The following is a 25,078-nucleotide window of genomic DNA, read 5'->3' on the forward strand; positions in this document are numbered from 1 at the left end:
TATCCTCCTCGAAATTTTATTCTGCTGTAACGTGAACTTTTAATGTACCACTTACTTTATTATGTAATTTAACCGGTACATTCGTATAACCTAGACTTCTGATACCATCATGTAAGTCCATTTTACGTTTATCAAGTTTAATACCGTGTTGCTTATTTAAAGCATCAGCTACTTGTTTAGAACTTACAGATCCAAATAAACGGCCACCTTCACCTGATTTCGCTGTTACTTTTACTTCCAGTGATTCTAATTTCTCTTTTAGTTTTTCCGCTTCTTCTAATTCATGTTGCTTATCTAACTCAACACGTTTCTTTTGTGCTTCTAACTGCTTTAAGTTTCCTGGTGTAGCTTCTACAGCATATTTATTCTTTAATAAGAAGTTATTTGCATAACCTACTGGTACTTCTTTAATTTCGCCTTTTTTACCTTTTCCTTTAACATCTTGCGTAAATATAACTTTCATAACTAATCTTCTCCTTCACTTTGTTCATTTATAGTTTGTTGTAATTGCAAAATTGCTTCATTGATCGTGACATTTTCAAGTTGTGTTGCAGCATTTGATAAATGACCACCGCCACCCATACTTTCCATAACAAGCTGAACATTTATTTCTCCTAACGATCTCGCAGAAATACCGATGACATTCTCTTTTCGCTCTGCCACCACAAAAGATGCTTCAACACCTTCGATACCTAAAAGCTCGTCAGCAGCTTGTGCAACAATAACCGGATGAATGATCTCACCTACCGGGCCATGCGCAATTGCTATGCCATTATCTTCTAACTGCACGGTACGAATAATTTCTGAACGTTTAATATACGTTTCAATATCATCCTTTAAGAAATGCTGACAAAGAATCGTATCAGCACCATGGTTTCTTAAGAAACTTGCTGCATCAAATGTTCTGGAACCTGTACGCAGCGTAAAGTTACGTGTATCAACAATAATACCGGCAAGCATTACCGTTGCCTCTAAACGCGTCAACTTATGTTCTGTCGGTTGATATTCCAGTAATTCAGTTACAAGCTCTGCTGTAGAACTTGCATATTGTTCCATATACACAAGCAGTGGACTATCGATAAATGATTCACCACGACGATGATGATCGATCACCACTTTACGATACGCTTTATTTAATATACTTTCATCAATCACCATTTCAGGTTTATGTGTATCTACGATAACCAATGTCGTCTTCTTCGTCATTAAATTCCATGCTTCTTCAGAAGACACAAATATTTCATCGAGCTCAGGTTTTTCTGCAATTTCAGCCATAACACGGGATAAAGTATCATCAACATCATAATCATTTAAAATGATATTTGCCTTTAAATTGTTCATCTTAGCAAAGCGTGCAACACCAATTGCAGCACCGATCGCATCCATATCAGGACGTTTATGTCCCATAATAATGACGTTTTCACCCTCGATTAAAATATCGCGGAGTGCATGAGAGATAACACGTGCTCTAACGCGTGTACGTTTCTCCATAGGATCAGTTTTACCACCATAGAATCGAACGTTTCCATTCATGTTCTTAATCGCTACCTGATCGCCGCCACGGCCAAGTGCTAAATCTAAACTTGATTGAGCTAAAGTACCAAGATCCAGTAAATTTTCAGAACCTTCACCAATACCGACACTCAAAGTGATATGTGTTTTGATTTCTCGACTTTTATCACGAATATTATCTAATAAATTAAATTTTGTCTCTTCAATTTTATGTAAGATCTTTTGATTAAAGAACATCATATATTGATCTGATTGGTAACGTTTAATGTATACGTTATTTTCTTCAGCCCATTTATTAATTTCAGTCGACATCATACTATTAATTTCCGTACGTTGTGCATCAGCCATGTTTTGTGTAATTTCATCAAAGTTATCCAGGAACAATATTCCAATAATAGGTTTAGCTTCATCATATAATTGTTCTATTTCAACTTTATCGGTAATATCGAAGAAATACAAAGTATTTAAATTTTCACCATATGTTACTTTAAATTTGTAAGATTCAAAGTTGGCAGTAGCTTCTTTTACGCCTGTATTTTTAAGTTGATTCAGCAAATTAGGAAACAAATCATGAATAGATTCTGAAATAATAGGGGCAGTAATCTTCTCATTAATAAAATGATTATGCCATTCAATATGCTCATTTTCATCTAAAAGAATGACACCGATGGGTAATTCACTAATTGCATAACGTTTTCCCTTATCAATAGATGTTGATAAATTCGCAATATAAGATTCGTTGTGTCTGATACCATATCTTAAATAGAAAAGACTGATGCACGTGATGACAAAAAGTATGCCGAATGTAACCATCGCTGTCATAGGATGTACCGTATAAAGTATTCCTGTGACAATAAAAGCTGCGAGACACATAACAATAAATGGCATAATTAATGTTTGCTTATTGTACTTTCTATTCATTGTGACACCTCATTAAATTATTTATTACTTAAACTTTTTCGGCACTCTTTTCTTTAAGTTTACCATCAAATCAATAATTCCGAAAAGTTGCGTAATGGGCGCGTATAAAAACGCGATAAAGAATATAAAAGCTTTGACAATCGGATGAATCTTTCTCATCTTTATAAAATAGCTGTATAAAGATAATCCTTGAATGAATAACATCCACTCTAATACATATCTTAAGTTTATCACGATTCCGAGTGGAACATAATCAGTTTCTGATATTCCAAAATGCGCTAATAGTACAAATAAATAAATAATTAATAGTACTTTCGGCATCTGCCATGTAGATAACGGTCTAAAGTTAGGTGTTGCAATCTTAAACTGGCGTAATGCAGGTAAAGTTATCACCAATTGTAATAAGGCTAATAAAAATAGCGCTAAAATAACAATTCCAGGCACTTGTTTAATCACTTCATTCATACTTGTATTAAACATTTCTAACTGATAAGCAGGAATTGTGCCTTCTTTAACACCTTTAGACAAGTATTCATTATAAATATCAATTGTTGGCTTAAACCACGTCTGTACTTTAGGTAAATAGTCAGTTACCTGAAGGAAGATAATCGATACAAGTGTATATATACTATAAAAAACTGTAAGGATATATAGCATGCGTTCTTTTGATGTACGTTCTATCAATAATTGACCTATGATATACCCAGCAAATATCGATCCCATTATGACCTGCATCGTAAATATCGACATAAAAATAGTAATAAGTATTACGATTAAGCTCATGATATAAAAACTATTACGCGACCTGCAGAACAAATATACAGTCGGTAAAAGCAAAAACGGAGCGATAATGAATGCCATAAATGGCAAGAAATTTATCAGTAACGTTGCCATCATCATAATCATCGTAACGATAATTGTCTTACTTAAATCAAACTTCAACATAAATTCTCACTTTCTAAAAAATATTTCTATAACTATTCTATTTTACAACTTTACTTAAAATACCTCAATGTATGTACATTTTTATTAAAAATACAAAAAAAGACTACCTAATAATTAGGCAGTCTAAAAATTATTAATTAACCTTCGATTGAGAATTCCGCACCAACTTCAAATTTAACGTCTTTACCAACCATAACGCCGCCAGTTTCTAACGCTTGGTTCCAAGTTAAACCATATTTTTCACGGTTGATTGATCCTGATACTACTAAACCAGTCACATCTCCACCAGTCATTGGGTTTTTGTGAACTCCGTTGAATTCTAAATCAAATGTTTCTTCGTTTGTTACATCTTTGATTGTTAAGTCACCTGTGATTGTGTTGTTTGTTAATGATTTAGATACGAAAGTGATTTCTGGGTATTGTTCTACATTGAAGAAATCTCCAGATTTTAAATGACCATCACGATCAGCATTGTTTGTATCAATTGAATCAACTTTAACTGATGCTTTAACATTTAAAGAAGATAAATCATTGATATCACCAGTAACTGTTGCATCGAAATCTGTAAATTCTCCCTTAACTTTTGAAACCATCATGTGTTTAATCGAAAAGTCAATTCCTGAGTGTGTTTTGTCTAAAGTAAAGTTTGTCATTGTTAAATTACCTCTTTCGTTATTTGTTTTAGTTTTTGTTGCTTTGTCTTTACCAAAAAGTTTTTTAAACATATGTAATCATTCCTTATTTCTAACTTATATATTTAATATATCAGATATATTAAATATATACAAGTATAAAAAATATATTATTTTGTTTTTTTATTTTTTTGATTACCATATGTTTAAAATAAAAAGACAAGATACCTCTTTTACAGATACCTTGTCTAAATTATTTTAAACAATTTATTTTTTTATCCAGATTATTTAATAACTGTTTGTCCGCCCATGTAAGGAACAAGTACTTCCGGAACAGTAATTGAACCATCTTCATTTTGATAGTTTTCAACAACTGCTGCAAATGTACGACCTACAGCAAGACCTGATCCGTTTAATGTATTCACAAATTCAGCTTTCGCATCTTTATCACGTTTGAAACGAATGTTTGCACGTCTCGCCTGGAAATCAGTCATATTTGAACAAGAACTAATTTCTTTATATGCGTTATAGCTTGGTAACCAAACTTCAACATCATATGTTTTTGCTGCTCCAAATCCAATATCACCAGAACATAAATTAATCGTACGATAAGGGATTTGTAATTTTTCTAATATTGCTTCAGCATGACGTGTCATCTCTTCTAATGCTGCAAATGAATTTTCAGGTGTTTCAAAACGAACCATCTCAACTTTGTTGAATTGGTGCATACGAATTAAACCACGTGTATCACGACCCGCTGATCCCGCTTCACTACGGAAACAAGCTGTCATCGCAGTAAATTTAGTCGGTAACATGTCAGATGTCATAATTTCATTGCGATAAAAGTTTGTTAAAGGCACTTCTGAAGTAGGGATAGTATATAATCCTTCTTTTTCAACTTTAAATAAGTCTTCTTCAAACTTCGGTAATTGACCCGTACCGAACATAGAATCAGCATTTACAAGTTGTGGTGTCACCATCTCCTGATAGCCATTTTCACGATGAGTATCCAGCATAAAGTTCATTAAAGCACGCTCTAGACGCGCACCATCTTTAGTTAGGAACGCAAATCGTGCACCAGATACTTTAGCAGCACGTTCAAAATCAGCCATCTTTAAATCTTCAACGATATCCCAGTGTGCTTTCGCTTCGAAATCAAACTCACGTGGTGTACCCCATTTACGTACTTCTACATTATCATCTTCATCTTTACCGAAAGGTGTTTCATCACTTACCAAGTTAGGTAAACGTACTAATTTATCACGTAAATCTGTAGATACTGTATTTAATTCTGCATCGATCGTTTTAATCTCATCACCAACTGCGCGCATTGCTTCGATTGCATCATCTGCATTTTCTTTATTACGTTTTTTAAGTGCGATTTCTTCACTTGCTTTATTACGTTTTGCTTTTAACTCCTCAGTCTGTGCAGTCAATTCACGTGTTTTTGAATCTAAATTTAAAATTTCATCGACGATTGACGTATCAATACCACGCATTTCTAATTTTTTCTTAACAAACTCAGCATCATTTCTAAATAATTTAATGTCTAACATGTTGATTGCCTCCTAATTTTATTTTTGGGTACAAAAAAATACCACATCCCCAAAAGGGACGTGGTATTTACGCGTTGCCACCCTAATTAATAGTTAAAACTTTCGTCTCAACTATTCTCTCCATTACATAACGGCTCATCACCGGTTTGCCAAACTTTAATTATGGGTAGAATTTCATGTATGTAGTATCATAGCTTTCACCAACCGCTATGTCTCTAAAAATTACCTCAACATTACTTATCCCAAATGACAAATTTATTATCTTATTTGATAATATAGTATCATATAGATATAAGAATGACAACTATTTATGTCATTCTATAGCGAATAAGGATATCACATTATAAGGAGAATAATAATGCAAATTATTGAGTCTATCAGCATTCCAAAACGCAAAGTACTTACACATAAAGGGGATTACGGTCGCATATTGCTCATCGGTGGCAACCAGAATATGGGTGGGTCTATTATGATGGCAGCTCGTGCTTGTGTATACAGTGGTGGCGGACTCACAACAGTTGCTACACACAATACAAATCATACAGCATTGCATTCAAGATGTCCTGAAGCAATGGTATCTGACATTAATGATATAAAACGTCTGACAAAACTAATAGACAATGCAGATAGTATTTTAATCGGTCCTGGACTTGGTCTGGATTTCCAGGGTAATAATGTTTTAACATTATTATTTCAACACATTCAGGAACATCAAACGTTAATTATAGATGGTGATGCTATTACTATATTAAGCAAATTAAAACATCCATTACCGAAATGTAACGTTATCTTCACACCCCACCAAATGGAGTGGGAACGATTAAGCGGCATTCCTATTGCAGAACAGACACCTGAACGTAACCGTGCTAAAGCTGATGAACTAGGTGCACATGTTATATTAAAGAAACATGAAACAGAATTATATTTAAAAAGCGGTGATTATAAAATTACTGTCGGTAATGCAGCAATGGCGTCAGGCGGTATGGGAGATGCATTAGCAGGTATTATTGCAAGTTTCCTAGGTCAATTCGATACAGAAGAAGCTATTAAACAAGCTGTATTTATTCATAGCTTAATCGGAGATCAATTAGCCCAGGAAATGTATGTTGTACCAGCAAGTCGTATTATCGATGAATTACCATATATGATGAAGAAGTTAGAAGCATAGAAAAAAGCAATCCTGAATCAACTGATTCAGGATTGCTTTTTCTATTCGCTTGCCTCTATATCTTTAAGCATTTCCGGATCATTCAAATCATTTTCACGATAATGATTGGTATCCGGCATTTTTAAGATAAAATCTTCCTGCAAGGCAAGTTCAACTTTCACGTCTTCAATCTCATAATCAAATACATGACCACCTTGTGTCTCATCATCACTTAAATAATGTACATGATAACCGCCAACACCAATACCCATTATAAAATGGGGTGTATAAAATCCAAACAACGTCCCTTCTGTATCTTGAATATCAAAATAGCCCTGTTCTTTCACTGCTTCGACTAGTTTCGGATAGGGTTGTTGTTGTTTCTTCACTGATCTTGCTTTAATCAATTTAAATTTACCTGTAATCTTTATTGCATGAAAATAGTTCATACCCTGCATTGCTTTTAATATTTCTTCGTCTAACTGTTCTTTATTTAAACTACCTTTAAAAGTTAATGTCTTGGTCGGGTTAAAGTCCATCATACTTGCAAATGGTGTTGTTTCTTCAGGTGATACAATACGTACTTTCCCTGTACTTTCAATTAAGTATGGTGTGCCGTCCAAAACAATCAGTTCACCATTTAAGCCATCCATTGTTCCGATACCATAATTTCCTGTTGAAAGTACATCTGACAATTTAAATGTACCTTCAAACATACCTCCTACAAGTGCACCCATTGTTGAATATTGATATAAGTTATTCATCGTTATCCTCCTAGTTTGTAGCGTCTGGTAATAAATCTTCCATTAATTTTGCATTGTTGCTATAATCTACAGGAATATCTACGATAACTGGTCCTTCTTCTGCCATTGCTTTCTTCAGTACATCTTCTAATTCACTAGAGTGATTCACTTTATATCCTTTTGCACCCATAGATTCTGCATATTTAACATAATCAACAGGACCTAAGTCAACTGCTGCACCTTTACCATATTTACTTACCTGCTGGAATTTAACCATATCATAATAGCCATCATTCCAAATAAGTTGTACGATTGGCGCTTTAAGTCTTACTGCAGTTTCAAGTTCCTGACCTGAGAATAAGAAACCTCCATCTCCCGCCATAGAAACGATTTTTTTACCTGGTCGGACAATTGATGCTGCAATCGCCCAAGGCAGTGCTACACCTAATGTCTGCATCCCATTTGAGAACAAGAGATGACGTGGTGCATAACTTCTAAAATAACGTGCCATATAAATATATAAAGATCCTACATCTACAGTAACTGTCGTTTCATCATCAATTAATTCACGTACTGCTTTAACGATATGTTTAGGATTTACTTTCTCAGCATTCATGTAATCTTCAGGCAATTCATATTTCTTTTGAATCATATTTGCAATATTTAATAATATTTTTTGAGCATTTTCATCAAGCTGTATATCACCTGGCTCTAATTTTTCATCTAATCGTTGAATTGTGAGCGCAGTATTACCGATCAATTCCGTTACCGGTGCATAATGATTGTCAATATCACTTTGCACTTCATCAATATGAATAATTGTTTTTTCATTCTCTTTATTCCAAATCACCGGATCATACTCAATTGGATCATAACCCACTGAAATCACTAAATCTGCATGTTTTAATAATTCATCACCGGGTTGATTTCTAAATAATCCAATACGTCCGAAGAAATGTTCTTCTAATTCTCTTGAAATAATGCCAGATCCCTGGAAGGTTTCTACAACTGGTATCGCATTATTCGTCATAAATTTTCTTATTGCGGCAGTATTTTCTTCAGATGATGCACGCATACCAAGTAAAAATACAGGTAACTTGGCTTGTTTAATTCTTTCAGCTAAAGTATCAATTTCAAAATTAGGTGCCGGTCCTAAAACAGGTGGTTCTTTTACTTCTATCGCATTTACCTCCACGTTTTCTGCAGATATAACATCTTGAGGTATACTTACAAAAGCTGCACCTTTACGCCCTTCAACACTGGCACGGAATGCATTTGTAACTGCTTCAGAAATACTGTTTGCATCCTGAACTTCAACTGAATATTTAGAAACGTGACTCATCAGACCAGCGTTATCTAAAGATTGATGTGTACGTTTTAAACTGTCTTCTCGTTTAACATTACCACCAATCGCAACAACCGGGTCACTTTCAGAATTTGCGGTCACTAATCCTGTCGCTAAATTGGTTACCCCAGGTCCACTTGTTACAAGTACAACACCAGGTTTACCTGTGATACGACCGATACCTTGTGCAATAAGTGCCGCATTTTGTTCATGACGTGTCACAATGACTTCGGGCCCTCTATCTTCTAAAACATCAAATGCTTTATCGATTTTCGCTCCAGGTACTCCAAATACATGTGTCACACCATGATTAATTAATGTATCAACGAATAAATCTCCACCAGATTTTTTCATAATATTAACGCTCCTAATTAGAATTATATTTTTTACAATTTAAATGCTAGTACGAATGCATGCTTACTTCAAATGATACGCCTTTAAAATACATATAAAACGTTTTCAACAATATTGAAGCGTTTTCAATACTGTTCGGGAAATAAAAAAACTAAAGCACAACTTAAAAATTGGGCTTTAGTCTTTTTAATTTATTCTGTTTCTTCTTCGTCTTCAAAAATATCATCGAAAGATGAATTTTCTAAAATATCTTTTTGAGTGTCATCTTCTTCATCTTCAAGCGTACCAACAACATGGCCGTCTTCAGCTTCAATATCTTCGTTGTTATCTTCTAATGCTTCTTCTGTTAATGTCGTTTCTTGTTTGGCTATCACTTCACCGGGCAACTTATCTTCGTCAATTACATCGACGTCTTCTTCTTTCTCTACTTTTGCAACGGTCGCAACAAGTTGTCCTTCACCTAACTTAATTAAACGAACACCTTGTGCTGAACGACCATTTTGAGAGAATTCAGCAACATCTAAACGAATGATTACACCTTGATTCGTCACCAACATAATATCTTCGTCACCGTTAACTGTTGTGATACAAACAAGATTACCGTTCTTCTCAGTAATGCTTGCTGTTTTAATCCCTTTACCACCACGGTTAGAAATACGGTATTCTGCTTCACCCGTACGTTTACCATAACCATTTTCAGTAACAATCAATACTTCATGTTCACCATTAGATTCAATAACGTCAAGTCCTATTACTTCATCGCCTTCGCGTAATGAAATACCTTTTACACCTGCAGCTGTTCTTCCGAGTGGACGCAGTTTATCTTCTTCGAAACGGATGAGTGATGCATTTTTTGTACCGATAATTAGTTGTTTATTACCATCTGTTAAACGTACAGCAATCAGTTCATCGTCTTCTCTAAAGTTAATTGCAATCTTACCGTTTTTATTAATGCGCGCAAAATGAGAAAGATTCGTACGTTTAATAATACCTTGTTTCGTCGCAAATATAATAAAGGCATCTTCACGTTCTAAGTCTTTCACCGCAATCATCGTGCTAATCTTTTCATCTTTTTCCAGTTCTAATACGTTAACGATTGGGATTCCTTTTGATTGACGAGACAGTTCAGGTATTTCATAGCCCTTAACTTTATATACACGTCCCATATTCGTGAAGAATAATACATTATCATGAGTTGACGTCGTTACCATTTGACTAACAAAGTCTTCGTCCAAAGTATTCATACCTTGAACGCCACGTCCACCACGATGTTGTGTACGGTATGTTGATGCTGGTAAACGTTTAATATAGTTATTATGGCTTAAAGTAATAACGATATTTTCTTCATCGATTAAATCTTCATCTTCTAAATGATCAAATCCACCTGCAGTAATTTCTGTACGACGTTCATCGCCATATTTTTCACGGATTTCAATTAATTCTTCACGAATAATTTCCAGTAATTTTTCTTCATCCGCTAAGATGGCTCTTAATTCATCGATATATTTCAGTAATTCCTGGTATTCTTCTTCAATTTTGTCACGTTCAAGTCCTGTTAATCGGCGCAGACGCATATCTAAAATTGCTTGTGCCTGACGCTCAGAAAGCTTAAATTGTTCCATTAAGCCTGCCATCGCTTCAGCATCATTTTTTGAACCACGAATTAAAGCAATAATTTCGTCAATATGATCTAATGCAATACGTAATCCTTCTAAAATATGTGCACGATCTTCAGCTTTCTTCAAGTTATACTGCGTTCTACGACGAACCACTACTTTTTGATGCTCTAAATAATGATAGATTGCTTGTTTGATATTTAAAACTTTCGGTTGTCCATCAACAAGCGCTAACATATTCACACCGAAAGATGTTTGTAATGGTGTTAATTTATATAAATTATTTAAGATCACATTGGCATTCGCATCACGACGAACGTCAATAACGATACGCACACCTTCTTTTAAACTTGTCTCATCACGTAAATCTGTAATACCATCAATCTTTTTATCACGGGCAAGTTCCGCTATCTTCTCTACTAAACGTGCTTTATTCACTTGATAAGGAATTTCTGTTACGATAATTGTTTCTTTACCATTAGGACGTGTTTCAATTAAAGTTTTCGCACGCATAATGACAGAACCACGACCTGTCTCATAAGCACGTCGGATGCCACTACGTCCTAGTATTAAGCCTGCAGTAGGAAAATCAGGACCTTGAATAAATTCCATTAATTCAGGAATCGAAATGTCAGCATTTTTACTTAACTCTAACACACCGTTAATCACTTCTGTTAAGTTGTGTGGAGGAATATTTGTTGCCATACCAACCGCAATTCCTGACGCACCATTCACAAGCAGGTTTGGGAATCTAGAAGGTAGCACGACTGGTTCACGTTCGTTACCATCGTAGTTATCTGTAAAATCAATCGTATCTTTGTTGATATCGCGCATTAATTCCATAGCAATCTTAGACATACGCGCCTCAGTATAACGCATCGCAGCTGCACCATCGCCGTCCATAGAACCAAAGTTTCCTTGTCCATCAACGAGCATATAACGATAGCTGAAATCTTGTGCCATACGAACCATTGCCTCATAAATTGAAGAGTCACCGTGTGGGTGATATTTACCCATAACATCTCCTACGATACGTGCAGACTTCTTATAGGGTTTATCTGGCGTCATTCCTTGATTATTCATTCCGTATAATATACGACGATGTACAGGTTTCATACCATCACGTACATCCGGTAACGCACGAGAAACGATTACACTCATCGCATAGTCAAGAAACGAATCCTTCATCTCTTTGACAATATTCTGGTCTTGTAGTTTTGAATCGTGCTCTAAAGCCATAAATGGCGCCTCCTTAAAATACTATCTTTATACATCAACGTTTGCATAAACGGCGTTTTCTTCGATAAATGTACGACGATGTTCAACAACATCACCCATTAACATTTCAAAAACTTCATCCGCTTCTATCGCATCACCTAAAGTCACTTGTAACATCGAACGGTTCTCAGGGTTCATTGTCGTCTCCCATAACTGGTCAGCATTCATCTCACCCAAACCTTTATATCGTGCTAATTGCCACTTCGGTGTAGCTGGTAATTCTTCTCTTAATTTATTTAATTCACGTTCATTATAGACGTAATATTTTTTCTTTCCTTGTTCCACTTTAAATAATGGTGGCTGTGCAATATAAATATATCCCGCTTCAAGTAGTGGTCTCATAAAGCGATAGAAGAAAGTAAGTAATAGTGTTCTAATGTGCGCACCATCAACATCTGCATCGGTCATAATAACAATCTTATGATATCTTGCTTTTGAAATATCAAATTCGCCACCGATACCAGTACCCATCGCAGTAATCATAGAACGGATTTCATTATTTCCTAAAATACGATCTAATCGCGCTTTTTCAACGTTTAAAATCTTACCTCGTAACGGAAGAATTGCCTGTGTCTTAGAATCGCGACCAGACTTCGCTGATCCACCGGCAGAATCTCCCTCAACGATGTACAATTCGCTTATTGATGGATCTTTACTTGAACAGTCTGCAAGTTTACCTGGAAGACTAGAAATTTCCAGGCCAGATTTACGTCGCGTTACTTCACGTGCTTTCTTCGCAGCAAGACGCGCACGAGATGCCATAATACCTTTTTCAACGATAATGCGAGCAACTGGTGGATTCTCCATTAAGAATCTTTCAAAGTTTTCCGCAAATAGATTATCTGTAATTTGACGTACTTCTGTATTGCCTAGTTTCGTCTTCGTTTGTCCTTCAAACTGCGGATCACCATGTTTAATAGACACTACCGCAGTAATTCCTTCACGTACATCTTCCCCTGATAATTTCTCATCGTTTTCTTTAATCAGTTTATTTTTAGCACCATAGTTATTAATAACACGTGTTAATGCACGTTTAAAGCCATCCTCATGTGTTCCACCTTCATATGTATGAATGTTATTTGCATAACTTAAAAGGTTTGTTGAGTAACCATTGTTATATTGTATTGATATTTCTACTTCAATATCATCACGCGTATCATGAATATAAATCGGTTCAGGAAATAATACTTCTTTAGATTTATTTAACAATTCAACGTAAGACTTAATACCACCTTCATAGTGGTATTCATCTTCAATTACTTCTTCTTCACGTTCATCACGCACTGTAATCTTAATGCCTTTGTTTAAGAAAGCAAGTTCACGTATACGCTTTTGTAAAATTTCGTATTCATAAACTGTTGTTTCCGTAAATATTTCCGGATCTGCTTTAAAGCGTATTTCTGTTCCAGTTTTATCTGTCTCACCAATAACTTTCAAATCGAAAGCAGGTACACCTTGATGATATGCCTGATGATGAATTTGTCCGTCTTTATGTACATATACTTCTAAAGTCGATGATAAGGCGTTAACGACAGAAGAACCTACTCCATGTAAACCACCAGAAACTTTATATCCGCCACCGCCGAATTTACCTCCGGCATGCAGTACTGTTAAGATAACTTCAACAGCAGGACGACGCATTTTCTTATGCATTTCAACAGGAATACCACGCCCGTTATCTGTAACTTTAATCCAGTCATCTTTTTCTATTACTACTTCAATTTCATCCGCATATCCTGCTAATGCTTCGTCGATACTATTATCAACGATTTCCCATACTAAATGGTGTAAACCACGTGATGCAGTAGAGCCGATATACATCCCTGGTCTTTTTCTAACTGCTTCTAATCCTTCTAATACTTGTATCTGGTCAGCACCATATTGATCTAAATTTTGTTCCAAGATTGTCACCTAGCCTTCAATTAGTCGAAATATGTCCATCAGAAACATTAAATAATTTCGCTCTGTTGATTGTTTCATGTTCAATACCATCCACTGATGTTGTTGTTACAAATGTTTGAACTTTATGTTGAATTGTCGTAAGTAAATGTGTCTGCCTTAAATCATCAAGCTCGCTTAATACATCATCCAGCAATAGAATCGGATATTCTCCCACTTCCAGATTAATCAATTCTATTTCAGCAAGCTTCACTGATAAAGCTGTCGTTCTCTGTTGACCTTGTGATCCGTACGTTTGCACGTCAATATCATTGATGGCAAAAGTAATATCATCACGATGTGGGCCAAATAAACTTTGTGCACGTTCTATCTCACGTTTACTTTCTTTATTTAGCAATGTAACACAGACTTCAATCATGGCCTGTACGTCATCAATATATTCAAGACTTGATACATACTGTAATTTTAAGTTTTCTTTTTGTTTTGTAATACCTTGATGAATAGGTAGGGCAAGTTCCTCCAGTTTTTCAATGAATGATTTACGTCGCTGCGTAAGTTTTACCGCATATTCCGCAAATTGTTCATTCAATACTTCAAGCATCGTTGTATCATTATTACCTGAGATTTTAAGTTGCTTCAGATGATGATTCTTTTGTTTGAGTATTCTTTGAAAGTTGGATAAATCATTAAGATAAACAGCAGATATCTGGCCGATTTCCATATCGATGAAGCGGCGTCTTATTTGCGGACTACCCTTAACTAAATTTAAGTCTTCCGGCGCAAATAAAACGACATTCATATGGCCGATGTATTCAGTCAGTCGCTTTTGTTCTAAATGATTCACTTTCGCTTTTTTACCTTTTGATGAAATTGTGAGTGATAATGGCATGACGCCATGTCGGTATGCTAAGTCACCTTCAATATGACTAAATTGTTCACCCCAGGTAATTAATTCTTTATCATTTGAAGTTCTGTGACTTTTAGCCATCGCTAAACAATATATCGCTTCTAAAAGATTTGTCTTTCCTTGTGCATTAATACCTATCAAAATATTTACTTCATCGCTAAAGTCTAATTTGACGGAATCATAATTACGATAATGCGATAAGGATAATGATTTTAACTTCATTATGCTTCCGTGTAAGTAATCTTGTAAGTTTCGCCTTCAACTTCTAAAAGATCATCCTGATGAAGCTTCTTACCACGTCTGTTTTCTTCTTCTCCGTTCAACATTACCGGGTTATCCTGCAGATACCATTTCGCTTGTCCGCCCGTTGAGATAATCCCTTCTGCTTTTAGAAATTGACCTAACGTAATCTCACTATTTAGTTCGACTATATTTACCATTCACGGTTCACTCCTATTCCATGTCAGTCATTATATAATTATACCTTTAATCATTAAAAATTGCATGTCTTTTCACATAAATAAAAACGCTGAATGCTTATCATTCAACGTTTTTATTTATGAACATTCCATATTGTTTTTAAAATCCTTTATTTTGCATCTGCATTTGATTTTCTAACGAGTAGCATCATCACTGTAATTAACAAAAATGCTGTTCCCGCTAAAAACGGAATTGTAATAAAACCAAAATAATTCACATACTGTGTACTACAAGGAACACCACCAACACAAGGTTTGATTGGTGCAAATCCGGGAATCTTCTGTTCCATATAGTGAATAACTGAAATACAAAACCCGATAACAGAGAATGTCATAATCAAATATTTATAGTGATATGCATTTGTAAATGCTGCAAAACCAGCAATAATCACTAAAGGATACATTAAAATCCTTTGATACCAACATTTTTCACAAGGTACATAATGCATGATTTCTGAAAAATATAAACTACCTAACATCGCAACCAGTGCAATTACCCAGGAAATATAAAAATATTTGGTGTTTTTCATTATTTTAACGCCTTATCAATAGCTTCTGTAACCGCATCGATGTTCATCGGATCAGCAAGTGCTTTACCGTTAACAATAATTGTTGGTGTAGAAGTGATATTGTGTTTTTGATATAAATCAATATCTTTTTGAACAGCAGCTTTCTCACTGTTCGCTTTAATTGCATCAACTATTTTTGCTTCGTCTTTTACGCCTGCTGTTTTAAGTGCTTTCTTAACTGCAGATATCGTTAACCATTTATCTTGAGAACCATTATGCGTTTGTAATTTAAATAATGCATCATGGAATGCCCAATATTTATCAGGATCATTTTTTAATACTGTTTCACCAGCAAGTCCGCCTAAAATTGATTCTTCAGCATGGAACGGTGTATGAATAAAGTAATAGTTTGCTTTCCCTGTATCAAAGTATTTTTTCTTGAGTTCAGGTTTCATATTGCTATCAAAATATTTACATGCTGGACATTTAAAATCTCCAAATTCAATGACTGTAACTTTCGCATCTTTTTTCCCCATCATCGGTTGACCTTTAAGATCGACTTTATTAGTGTCCACAGGATCTTTACCTTGATTGTTATTGACTGTAGAATCAACTGTCGATGTGTCGACACTATCTGTTTCAGCTTTATCTTTTTGCTTCATAATCACCATTGCTGCTAATGCTCCTACAACTAGTAATGTAAGAACCATCGTAAAAATTAATGAGCTTTTATTCTTCATCGAATTGACCTCTCTTTATTGTGTATACACAATTTGTTATTTATTTTTATATATTTTTAAAATACATAGTATAAATATTATATTAAATAAAATAACAATGCCACAATAAAATAGTTAATCTTTTGTGAACTATTTTGTTTGCAATGCTCTTTTAAAATTCTTAATCAGTCCTTTATCGTTACTGAATACACTGCCCTTGTATATTTTTGCTGCGATAAAAAACAGTGCAATAATTGTAACGATACAAATAATGATACCAATGATAATCTGAGCATCACTCGTTTTCTGAGAAATGGTTCTGAGTAACATTACTTGTGGTGTGAAGAAAGGAATAAAGCTTGTAATCTTAACAAGCATTGTGTCTGGTGTTGTTAAGCTAAACATCGCAATATAGAATGCCGCCATATTTAAAAATGTGACCGGCATTATCGCTTGACCTATATCTTCTATACGGTTTGTAAGAGAACCGACAATCGCACTTAAACTGATATATAGCAATAAGCCTAAAATTAAGAAAATAAGTGCATACATAAGTACACGAACATTTTCCTGTGTAAATTTAAATCCAAAACTTTCAATCGTTTTATTTAAATTAAATACTTGAACACATACAAAAATTGTAATCGCATAGATGATAATCTGTACCAACGCTACTGCAATGACTCCAATAATCTTAGCCATTAAATGTGTAATTGGTGAAATACTTGTGACAATCATTTCAATAACGCGTGATGATTTCTCCTGAGCAATTTCTGTAGCAATTTGACTTCCATAGTTAATCGTAATAAAGAAAATTAAAAAGATTCCTGCATACACTAATGCTGTATTTACTGCTTTACTTTCCTCTGACACTTTATCGTTAGCATCTAATGGTTTAATAACTTCATTATCAACTTTAGCCTGTGATAAAACTTTTGCTAATTTATCAGGCGCAAGATTTAGAGACTTTGCAATATTATTGCTTTGAAAAGCAGTCAATGTTGATTGTATCTGCATCAGTTCATCTGTTCCTAAGCTATCTAGTGTATAAACCTTACTTTCAATTGTTTTATCTGTATTTTCTTTAATATCAATCAATACTTTATATTTTTCATTTTTTATACCTTTTTTTCCCGCTTCAAGATCAACTATCTTTAACTTCTTTTTCTTATCTAATTTTTGATATTCATTTTTAAATACGGTTGATAATGTTTTGTCTTCGGAAGAAATAACAGTAATATCATCTTCACTTTTATCAAAGAAATCATAAATTTTATCAGCGTTACTTAATGCGATAATCGCTAGTATTACGATCAACGTCGAAATGATAAACGATTTACTCGATACTTTTTTCCAGAATGTTAACCAAAATGTCGGTATAAATTTATTCATGTCTATTACCTACTTTCTCAATGAATATTTCATTTAGAGATGGTTCATTGACCTGGAATCTTGAAACATAGCCCATTTGTTTAACAGCATCGAATATGATAGGTGCTACCTCTCCATTAGCAATTTGAATACGCACATCATTTTTATTTTGACTAAATTTTGTTACGCCAGGAATATTCGCTAACGTACTAAAATCATGTTGTCCTTCGATAATAATTTCTTTCTTGCCAAAATCATGTTTCACTTGTTTAATTTCTCCTGAAACAACCGTCTTACCTTTATTCAAAATACATACATGTTCACACATCTCTTCTACATGTTCCATGCGATGCGAACTAAATACAATCGTAGCACCATTTTCATTGATTTCTTTAACAGCTGATTTTAACAATTCTACATTCACTGGATCAAGACCACTAAATGGTTCATCCAGGATTAGTAGTGATGGATTATGAATGATGGCACCAATCAATTGGATTTTTTGTTGATTACCTTTAGATAAGTCTTCGATTTTCTTATTTTTATTTTCTGGTACATCGAAACGATCGAGCCAATAATCCAGAGCTTTATCAATATCCTTTTTGTTCATACCTTTTAACTGGGCTAAATACTGAATTTGTTCACTTACTTTTAATTTTGGATTTAAGCCACGTTCTTCAGGTAAGTAACCTATTTTGTCAGTGACAGAATAATCAATCGGTTTACCGTTATATGTAATTATTCCTGCCGTCTTAGATAGAAGACCTAAAATCATGCGAAATGTTGTCGTTTTTCCCGCACCATTTCCGCCTAAGAAACCAAGCATCTCACCAGCAGGTACAGAAATATTGACATTGTCTACTGCTTTGAAATCATTAAATTCTTTACTAACATTCTCCAGAATCAGCATTTTGCTACCTCCATCATAGTTTTTGAGGATTTCCATACTTTAAGAAAATAATGTTATCTCACTTAAAATAGTAATATATTTCATATTTTATGACAAGTATATTTGTCAAAATAAAAACTTTATTTGTCAAAACAAAAAGCTTAAACCAGAATTTGGCTTAAGCTTTTAAATTAATATGTTCTTATCGGTAAAATAAGCTGAACTAAATTTTCATCTTCTTCGGGCTTCAGAATAAATGGGCGCATCGTTCCAAAGAACTCGATTTGAACATCATCATTATCAATGGCACGTAGTGCATCCATCATATATTTTGAGTTAAAGGAAATTTTGATACCTTCTCCTTCAAATTTATTTGTCTTAACATCTTCTTTCACCGTACCGATTTCAGGAGAAGTAGAAGATAATTCTACTGCATTCTCTACAGCGGATAATTTAATAACGTTATTTCCTCCTTCTCGCGCGAGTAATGAAGCACGATCAATCGCGTGGAAAAAGTCTCCGTTATTAATAGATAATGCCGTCTCATAGCTTTCCGGGAATAAACGTGATGTATCTGGATAATTTCCTTCAAGCAAACGTGAAATAAAGTTAATATTACCAACTTTGAATAATACTTGGTTTGATGCAAAGAAAATATCGATTGTTTCTTCAGTATCATCAATAATTTTATTTAACTCACTTAATGCTTTTCCTGGAATAATGACATTGATTGTTTCAATGTTCGTGTTTTCCAGTTGCAACTTTCTTAAAGCTAAGCGATGTGAATCTGTTGCAGTACAGTTTAATATACCATCACTTATCATCCAGTTAACACCTGTTAACACTGGTCGTGTTTCTGACGTGGACACTGCAAAATTAGTTTGTTTGATAATATTTTTTAATACTTTAATTGGCAAAGTTATTGCTTCTTGTTCACTTACTTGTGGTAATAATGGATATTGATCTGAATCAATACCCGATACATTAAATTCTGATTGTCCTGAAGTAATTTTTGCCTGGAAGTTATCGTTTGTTTCAATTGTTACAGTATCTGCAGGTAATTTTTTAATGATATCTACAAAGAAACGACCTGGTAATACGATTGATCCTTTCGTATCAACAGATAAAATTTCATTGTCGCCTTGTTCAGTAGGAATCGTAATTTCAATCGATACTTCTGAGTCTGACCCTGTTAATACTAATTTGTTATCAAAAGCATCTAATTTAATACCCGTTAACACTGGTAAAGTTGTTCTTGGGGAAATGGCTTTTAATGTATCATTCAATTGAGTAATAAAGTGATCTCTTTGAATTGTAAATTTCATAATGAATAAGCTCCTTAAAATGATATTTATATATATATTTTATCTCTTTTAAAATCGTAATAATAGTAGTAAGGGCTGTGAATAGGTGGATAAGTCTATTGAACTGAGTGAAGCGTAGATATCCACATGTGTATAACTTGTTTATATGTCGCAAAAAGTTATACACAATTTTAACTTTATCCCTTGATATCTTTTTCGATATTTTTTAAATCACTTTTCAAACTATTATCATGTTCTAATTTTTTTCTGATCTTTTCATGCGCATGTATGACAGTTGTATGATCTCTTCCACCAAATTCTTCACCAATTTTAGGTAAAGAAAAGTCAGTAAGCTCACGTGCTAAGTACATTGCAATTTGTCTAGGAAATGCAATAGATTTAGTACGTTTTTTTGCACTGAAATCTTCTAGACGTATATTATAGTATGCACCAACAGCTTCCTGAATATCCTGAATCGTTACTTTCTTTGGTTTACTAGAAGCGATAATATCTTTTAAAGCCTCAGCTACTAAATCAGAGTTTAGTTCACGGTTTACTAATTTAGAATAGGCAACAACTTTTGTCAGAGCACCCTCAAGTTCACGAATATTTGATTGAATTTGAGTGGCGATATAAAGCATTGCTTCATTTGGAATCTCTATATTTTCTTCCTCTGATTTTTTACGTAATATTGCGATACGTGTTTCAAGATCAGGTGGGGTAACGTCTGTCGTTAATCCCCATTCAAAACGTGAGCGTAAACGTTCTTCTAAAGTAGGAATTTCTTTTGGAGCACGATCACTTGAAATTACAATTTGTTTATGATTTTGATGAAGTTCGTTAAATGTATGGAAAAATTCTTCTTGTGTCGATTCTTTTCCAGCTAAAAACTGAATATCATCTATAAGCAGTACATCAACATTACGATATTTCGATCTAAATTCTTCAGTTTTGTTGTCTTTAATAGAATTGATGAATTCATTCGTAAACTTTTCACTTGAAGTATATACGACTTTTGCATTTTCCTTATGTTCCATAACGTAATGACCAATTGCGTGCATTAGATGTGTCTTACCTAATCCTACGCCACCATATATAAACAGCGGATTGTATGCTTTTGCTGGTGCTTCAGCAACTGCTAAACTTGCTGCATGACTAAAGCGATTACCGCTTCCGATGACGAAAGTGTCAAAGGTATTATCAGTGTTGAGTTGACTTGGCAAAATTTCCTGAGAAGCAGGTCTTTCAGCAGGCTTATTTGCCTGAAAATCAGTATCGGAATCATCAAATTCATCAGAAATGACTTTAATATTTAAATGTTCTCCGATAGTTTCTTCTATTACTTCCTGAATTAAATTTAAATAATTTTTTTTCAGCCAGTCTGCATTGAAAGAAGTTGGTGCTAAAATAACGATTTGATTGTTATCCAGAGATTTGATCTTTGTTTCACTAAACCAAGTATCGTAACTTGCGTTCGTTAGTTTTGTCTGTAATTTTGTTAAAACTTTATCCCATATCGTATCGATTCCACTCATAATGTTCCTCTTTCTTATAAAAAAATTTCAAAGTTATACACAGTATTAAAAATGTGAATAAACATAAAACACAGGTTTGAATAGTTTATCCACAACCTATACACAAAATGTGGATAAAAGTCATAAACTAATTCTTTATCCACAGGAAACATATCAAAATCTTATCAAAAAGAGATTATAATATCAAGTGTTACATCGACTTATCCACAAACATATACTTAACCACATTGGACTTTAAAAGTAAAGTTGAATATGTGATTTAGGATGTGAATAACTATAGAATAAGTTAAATATGATTTATGATTATCCACAAAAATCTGTGAATAAATGTGGATAAGTGGATATCTTTCTTTCAATCTGTTCTTAGAAACAGGTTGATTTTAGACGTCGCTTTTGATATACTTCAATAGTTACTGTAAATCACTAGACGAAATTCGATAGATGAAATATAAATTAATGGAGGTGTTTTTAGTGGTAAAACGTACTTATCAACCAAATAAACGTAAACATAGTAAAGTTCATGGATTCCGTGCACGTATGAGCACAAAAAACGGCCGTAACGTATTAGCGCGTCGTCGTCGTAAAGGTAGAAAAGTATTATCAGCATAAGATCACTGAACAATTCAGTGGTCTTTTTTATTTTGTTTAAAACAGGTCTGTATTCTAGTATAATGAATAAAAGTATCTATTTAGTGATAGAAGTTGGTGTATCGTGGAAAAAGCATATCGAATCAAAAAAAATGATGATTTTCAAAAAGTTTATAAACAAGGTAAGTCCGTTGCTAATAAACAATTTATCATCTATAGACTAAGAAATCAGGAAAATGAGCATTTTAGATTAGGCATTTCAGTGTCAAAAAAAATTGGAAATGCTGTGACACGTAATCGTATAAAAAGAGCGATTAGAGAAAGTTTTACGCGCCATAAACAAGATATCATTAAAGATGATTTTATTGTGATTGCCAGAAACCCTTCAAAAGATATGACAGTTGAAGAGATTCATAAGAGTCTGGAGCATGTCATGAAGATTGCGAAAGGTTTTAATAAAAGAATCAGTTAATCTAATGATGGAGGTATGCCTGTGTTAGAGAAAAATTATATAGCCGGTACTGTTGAACTTGCGATTCAACAAGGACTTGATGAATTAAATCTGCAAGAAAAACAAGTAAAGATTGATGTTATTCACCCAGGAAAGAAAGGCTTTTTTGGTATTGGCAAAGCTGATGCAGAAGTGAAACTTACTGTAATTGATCCTGAATTAAAGAAGCTTTCTACTATTGAAGCAGTTAAAAATAGAAGTGAATACATAACTCAGGAAACAGAAGAACAAACGATTAAGACTGAACGCGTGCAACATGAACAATCGGACGATAAAAAGGTTATTGATACTGATGTAGTTATAATTGCTACTACTGAAAAAGAGTCGCTATCAAAACAACAAGCAAAAACAGATGCACTGAATCAAACTGAAAAATATATCACGGCTATTATTCAGGAAATGGGTATTAATACTTCTGCTACAAGCAGCTTTAAGAATAATAGTGAAGTTGTAATTAATTTGGAATCAAATGACGCTGGACGAATTATCGGAAAGCGCGGACAAGTATTAAATAGTCTGCAGTTGCTTGCTCAAAATTATTATAACCATATTGAAAAAGGTTATATGACTGTGACGCTGGATATCGAGAATTACCGTGAGAAACGTAAAGAAACGTTACAAAATCTCGCATTAAATATGTCAAAAAAAGCAGTTGCTACACGTAAACCGGTAAAGTTTGAACCTATGCCGAATTATGAGCGAAAAATTATGCATCAAATATTGACCAATATCGAGAATATCGAAACATATTCAGAAGGTCGCGAACCTCACCGTTATTTAGTCATTAAAGCACGTTAATTCTATAACTCTGACTAACTCTAAAAACATTAAGTTTTTAGAGTTAATCTGTTTATTTAAAGCAAAAGTGTTTTCATTTTTAACATTTCAAACTACAATCAACAAATGGACATTTAAAGGAGGATCAATGTATGGAATTCGACACAATTTCAAGTATTTCAACACCAATGGGAGAAGGGGCCATTGCTATCGTTAGACTTTCTGGAGATGAAGCGATAAATATTGCAGACAAGATATATAAAGGTAAGCATAAATTAATCAATGTTGATTCACACACGATAAATTACGGCCATATTATTGATCCTGAGACAAATGACGTTGTTGAAGAAGTAATGGTGGCAGTAATGCGTGCACCTAGAACCTATACAAGAGAAGATATTGTTGAAATCAATTGTCATGGTGGTATTATGACGGTTAATCGTGTACTAGAACTAACATTATCGAATGGTGCAAAGTTAGCTGAGCCAGGAGAATTTACAAAACGTGCATTTTTGAACGGTCGTATTGATTTATCTCAAGCAGAAGCGACAATGGATTTTATTCGTTCTAAAACAGATCGTGCCTCAAAAGTTGCAATGCAGCAAATTGAAGGTCGACTTAGCACACTTATTAAAGGATTGCGTCAATCAATCCTGGAAATTCTAGCCCAAGTAGAAGTTAATATTGATTATCCTGAATATGATGACGTAGAAGAAGCTACGAATCAATTTCTATTAGCAGAAGCTGAGAAGATAAAGACGAGCATTGAGTCTTTATTACAAACTGGTACGCAAGGTAAAATCTTACGTGAAGGATTATCAACAGTTATCGTTGGTAAACCTAATGTAGGTAAATCATCAATGTTAAATAATTTAATTCAAGATAATAAAGCAATTGTTACGGAAATCGCAGGAACAACACGTGATGTATTAGAGGAATATGTAAACGTACGCGGCGTACCTTTACGTTTAGTAGATACGGCAGGTATTCGTGAAACAGACGATATTGTAGAAAAGATTGGTGTTGAACGTAGTCGCGAGGCTTTAAGCAAAGCTGATTTAATTCTTTACGTATTAAATTATAATGAAGCATTAACAGAAAGTGATTATCAGCTTGCTGAAGTCATTAAAAATGAAGATGTTATCGTTATTATTAACAAAACAGATTTATCACAAGCATTAGACATTGAAGCGGTGAAACAAATGGTTGGTGTAAATACACCAATTGTGATGACATCGATGGTTGACCAAAGTGGTATAGAACAGTTAGAAGAAAAGATTCGTGATCTATTCTTTGAAGGTACAGTATCGAATCAAGATATGACGTATGTTTCAAATGCACGACACATTAGTTTATTAAAAGACGCTAAACAATCAATCAGTGATGCTATTATGGCTGCTGAAAGTGGCGTGCCAATAGATATGATTCAAATTGATTTAATAAAAACTTGGGAATTGCTTGGAGAAGTGATTGGAGAGTCTGTTGCAGACGGCTTAATCGATCAGTTATTTAGCCAGTTCTGTTTAGGAAAATAAGGAGGA

The 25,078-nt window shown here is 34.2% G+C and carries 22 protein-coding genes and 1 other annotated feature; of the genes, 5 read left to right on the plus strand and 17 right to left on the minus strand.

Annotation, left to right across the window (positions count from 1 at the left end; genetic code table 11):
* Positions 1 to 16: 16 nt before the first annotated feature.
* The 5 genes from rplI to serS all read right to left on the minus strand — a co-directional run bounded on the left by rplI (position 17) and on the right by serS (position 5,566).
* A complete protein-coding gene (gene rplI / locus BHU61_RS11280) occupies positions 17 to 463 on the minus strand; it encodes a 50S ribosomal protein L9 (RefSeq protein ID WP_111716932.1) in 447 nt (148 codons plus the stop codon).
* A gap of 2 nt (positions 464 to 465) precedes the next feature.
* The gene (locus BHU61_RS11285; RefSeq protein ID WP_111716934.1) at positions 466 to 2,433 is read right to left on the minus strand and encodes a DHH family phosphoesterase; all 1,968 of its coding nucleotides are present in this window, start codon (positions 2,431 to 2,433) and stop codon (positions 466 to 468) included.
* Positions 2,434 to 2,457: 24 nt separating this feature from the next.
* Positions 2,458 to 3,375, minus strand: coding sequence for a DUF2232 domain-containing protein (locus BHU61_RS11290; RefSeq protein ID WP_170122549.1), 918 nt, complete (start codon positions 3,373 to 3,375; stop codon positions 2,458 to 2,460).
* Between the two features lie 140 nt (positions 3,376 to 3,515).
* A complete protein-coding gene (locus tag BHU61_RS11295; RefSeq protein WP_111717025.1) occupies positions 3,516 to 4,031 on the minus strand; it encodes a YceI family protein in 516 nt (171 codons plus the stop codon).
* Positions 4,032 to 4,294: 263 nt separating this feature from the next.
* Positions 4,295 to 5,566 carry a serine--tRNA ligase gene (gene serS / locus BHU61_RS11300; protein WP_111716938.1) on the minus strand — a complete coding sequence of 424 codons (1,272 nt, stop codon included), beginning with the start codon at positions 5,564 to 5,566 and terminating at the stop codon, positions 4,295 to 4,297.
* Between the two features lie 51 nt (positions 5,567 to 5,617).
* Positions 5,618 to 5,825 (minus strand) — a binding site (T-box leader).
* A 99-nt stretch (positions 5,826 to 5,924) separates the two neighbouring features.
* On the opposite strand from serS, the gene BHU61_RS11305 reads away from it, so the two are divergent.
* Positions 5,925 to 6,734 (plus strand): NAD(P)H-hydrate dehydratase, encoded by an 810-nt coding sequence (locus BHU61_RS11305; RefSeq protein WP_099581668.1) that lies wholly within the window; start codon positions 5,925 to 5,927, stop codon positions 6,732 to 6,734.
* A 41-nt stretch (positions 6,735 to 6,775) separates the two neighbouring features.
* On the opposite strand, the gene budA is transcribed toward BHU61_RS11305, so the two are convergent.
* The 12 genes from budA to dnaA all read right to left on the minus strand — a co-directional run bounded on the left by budA (position 6,776) and on the right by dnaA (position 21,661).
* Positions 6,776 to 7,477 carry an acetolactate decarboxylase gene (gene budA / locus BHU61_RS11310; protein WP_111716940.1) on the minus strand — a complete coding sequence of 234 codons (702 nt, stop codon included), beginning with the start codon at positions 7,475 to 7,477 and terminating at the stop codon, positions 6,776 to 6,778.
* Between the two features lie 10 nt (positions 7,478 to 7,487).
* On the minus strand, positions 7,488 to 9,155 hold the full coding sequence (gene alsS / locus BHU61_RS11315) for an acetolactate synthase AlsS (RefSeq protein WP_111716942.1): 1,668 nt from the start codon (positions 9,153 to 9,155) through the stop codon (positions 7,488 to 7,490).
* Between the two features lie 191 nt (positions 9,156 to 9,346).
* The gene (gene gyrA, locus BHU61_RS11320; RefSeq protein WP_111716944.1) at positions 9,347 to 12,010 is read right to left on the minus strand and encodes a DNA gyrase subunit A; all 2,664 of its coding nucleotides are present in this window, start codon (positions 12,008 to 12,010) and stop codon (positions 9,347 to 9,349) included.
* A gap of 27 nt (positions 12,011 to 12,037) precedes the next feature.
* On the minus strand, positions 12,038 to 13,960 hold the full coding sequence (gene gyrB / locus BHU61_RS11325; RefSeq protein ID WP_111716946.1) for a DNA topoisomerase (ATP-hydrolyzing) subunit B: 1,923 nt from the start codon (positions 13,958 to 13,960) through the stop codon (positions 12,038 to 12,040).
* A 7-nt stretch (positions 13,961 to 13,967) separates the two neighbouring features.
* A complete protein-coding gene (gene recF, locus BHU61_RS11330) occupies positions 13,968 to 15,077 on the minus strand; it encodes a DNA replication/repair protein RecF (protein ID WP_111716948.1) in 1,110 nt (369 codons plus the stop codon).
* Positions 15,077 to 15,295: a S4 domain-containing protein YaaA gene (gene yaaA, locus BHU61_RS11335; protein WP_096077751.1), complete on the minus strand. Its 219-nt coding sequence runs from the start codon at positions 15,293 to 15,295 to the stop codon at positions 15,077 to 15,079. The genes recF and yaaA overlap by 1 nt, the downstream gene beginning before the upstream one ends.
* Before the next feature lie 149 nt (positions 15,296 to 15,444).
* On the minus strand, positions 15,445 to 15,864 hold the full coding sequence (locus BHU61_RS11340) for a disulfide oxidoreductase (RefSeq protein ID WP_099581655.1): 420 nt from the start codon (positions 15,862 to 15,864) through the stop codon (positions 15,445 to 15,447).
* On the minus strand, positions 15,864 to 16,583 hold the full coding sequence (locus BHU61_RS11345) for a DsbA family protein (RefSeq protein ID WP_111716950.1): 720 nt from the start codon (positions 16,581 to 16,583) through the stop codon (positions 15,864 to 15,866). Before BHU61_RS11345 ends, BHU61_RS11340 begins: the two co-directional genes overlap by 1 nt.
* A gap of 129 nt (positions 16,584 to 16,712) precedes the next feature.
* Positions 16,713 to 17,954: an ABC transporter permease gene (locus BHU61_RS11350; RefSeq protein WP_111716952.1), complete on the minus strand. Its 1,242-nt coding sequence runs from the start codon at positions 17,952 to 17,954 to the stop codon at positions 16,713 to 16,715.
* Positions 17,947 to 18,843: an ABC transporter ATP-binding protein gene (locus tag BHU61_RS11355; RefSeq protein WP_111716953.1), complete on the minus strand. Its 897-nt coding sequence runs from the start codon at positions 18,841 to 18,843 to the stop codon at positions 17,947 to 17,949. Before BHU61_RS11355 ends, BHU61_RS11350 begins: the two co-directional genes overlap by 8 nt.
* Before the next feature lie 170 nt (positions 18,844 to 19,013).
* Positions 19,014 to 20,150 (minus strand): DNA polymerase III subunit beta, encoded by a 1,137-nt coding sequence (gene dnaN, locus BHU61_RS11360; RefSeq protein WP_239242259.1) that lies wholly within the window; start codon positions 20,148 to 20,150, stop codon positions 19,014 to 19,016.
* Positions 20,151 to 20,323: 173 nt separating this feature from the next.
* The gene (gene dnaA, locus BHU61_RS11365) at positions 20,324 to 21,661 is read right to left on the minus strand and encodes a chromosomal replication initiator protein DnaA (RefSeq protein WP_111716956.1); all 1,338 of its coding nucleotides are present in this window, start codon (positions 21,659 to 21,661) and stop codon (positions 20,324 to 20,326) included.
* A gap of 456 nt (positions 21,662 to 22,117) precedes the next feature.
* On the opposite strand from dnaA, the gene rpmH reads away from it, so the two are divergent.
* The 4 genes from rpmH to mnmE all read left to right on the plus strand — a co-directional run bounded on the left by rpmH (position 22,118) and on the right by mnmE (position 25,072).
* Positions 22,118 to 22,270, plus strand: a complete 153-nt coding sequence (gene rpmH, locus BHU61_RS11370) for a 50S ribosomal protein L34 (protein WP_096078141.1) — start codon at positions 22,118 to 22,120, stop codon at positions 22,268 to 22,270.
* 103 nt (positions 22,271 to 22,373) lie between these two features.
* Positions 22,374 to 22,721, plus strand: a complete 348-nt coding sequence (gene rnpA / locus BHU61_RS11375) for a ribonuclease P protein component (protein ID WP_111716958.1) — start codon at positions 22,374 to 22,376, stop codon at positions 22,719 to 22,721.
* A 21-nt stretch (positions 22,722 to 22,742) separates the two neighbouring features.
* Complete coding sequence (gene jag / locus BHU61_RS11380) at positions 22,743 to 23,558, plus strand: RNA-binding cell elongation regulator Jag/EloR (protein ID WP_254256952.1); 816 nt, start codon at positions 22,743 to 22,745, stop codon at positions 23,556 to 23,558.
* 131 nt (positions 23,559 to 23,689) lie between these two features.
* The gene (gene mnmE / locus BHU61_RS11385; protein ID WP_111716962.1) at positions 23,690 to 25,072 is read left to right on the plus strand and encodes a tRNA uridine-5-carboxymethylaminomethyl(34) synthesis GTPase MnmE; all 1,383 of its coding nucleotides are present in this window, start codon (positions 23,690 to 23,692) and stop codon (positions 25,070 to 25,072) included.
* The last annotated feature ends 6 nt before the right edge of the window (positions 25,073 to 25,078 follow it).

Source organism: Macrococcus epidermidis, assembly GCF_003259695.1.
In the GTDB taxonomy this organism is placed as follows: domain Bacteria; phylum Bacillota; class Bacilli; order Staphylococcales; family Staphylococcaceae; genus Macrococcoides; species Macrococcoides epidermidis.

Excerpts from the sequence above, each read along its gene's own strand:
- rplI (WP_111716932.1), bottom strand. The coding sequence starts at position 463 with ATGAAAGTTATATTTACGCAAGATGTTAAAGGAAAAGGTAAAAAAGGC.
- BHU61_RS11285 (WP_111716934.1), bottom strand. The coding sequence starts at position 2,433 with ATGAATAGAAAGTACAATAAGCAAACATTAATTATGCCATTTATTGTT.
- BHU61_RS11295 (WP_111717025.1), bottom strand. The coding sequence starts at position 4,031 with ATGACAAACTTTACTTTAGACAAAACACACTCAGGAATTGACTTTTCG.
- serS (WP_111716938.1), bottom strand. The coding sequence starts at position 5,566 with ATGTTAGACATTAAATTATTTAGAAATGATGCTGAGTTTGTTAAGAAA.
- BHU61_RS11305 (WP_099581668.1), top strand. The coding sequence starts at position 5,925 with ATGCAAATTATTGAGTCTATCAGCATTCCAAAACGCAAAGTACTTACA.
- budA (WP_111716940.1), bottom strand. The coding sequence starts at position 7,477 with ATGAATAACTTATATCAATATTCAACAATGGGTGCACTTGTAGGAGGT.
- alsS (WP_111716942.1), bottom strand. The coding sequence starts at position 9,155 with ATGAAAAAATCTGGTGGAGATTTATTCGTTGATACATTAATTAATCAT.
- gyrA (WP_111716944.1), bottom strand. The coding sequence starts at position 12,010 with ATGGCTTTAGAGCACGATTCAAAACTACAAGACCAGAATATTGTCAAA.
- recF (WP_111716948.1), bottom strand. The coding sequence starts at position 15,077 with ATGAAGTTAAAATCATTATCCTTATCGCATTATCGTAATTATGATTCC.
- yaaA (WP_096077751.1), bottom strand. The coding sequence starts at position 15,295 with ATGGTAAATATAGTCGAACTAAATAGTGAGATTACGTTAGGTCAATTT.
- BHU61_RS11340 (WP_099581655.1), bottom strand. The coding sequence starts at position 15,864 with ATGAAAAACACCAAATATTTTTATATTTCCTGGGTAATTGCACTGGTT.
- BHU61_RS11345 (WP_111716950.1), bottom strand. The coding sequence starts at position 16,583 with ATGAAGAATAAAAGCTCATTAATTTTTACGATGGTTCTTACATTACTA.
- BHU61_RS11350 (WP_111716952.1), bottom strand. The coding sequence starts at position 17,954 with ATGAATAAATTTATACCGACATTTTGGTTAACATTCTGGAAAAAAGTA.
- BHU61_RS11355 (WP_111716953.1), bottom strand. The coding sequence starts at position 18,843 with ATGCTGATTCTGGAGAATGTTAGTAAAGAATTTAATGATTTCAAAGCA.
- dnaA (WP_111716956.1), bottom strand. The coding sequence starts at position 21,661 with ATGAGTGGAATCGATACGATATGGGATAAAGTTTTAACAAAATTACAG.
- rpmH (WP_096078141.1), top strand. The coding sequence starts at position 22,118 with ATGGAGGTGTTTTTAGTGGTAAAACGTACTTATCAACCAAATAAACGT.
- mnmE (WP_111716962.1), top strand. The coding sequence starts at position 23,690 with ATGGAATTCGACACAATTTCAAGTATTTCAACACCAATGGGAGAAGGG.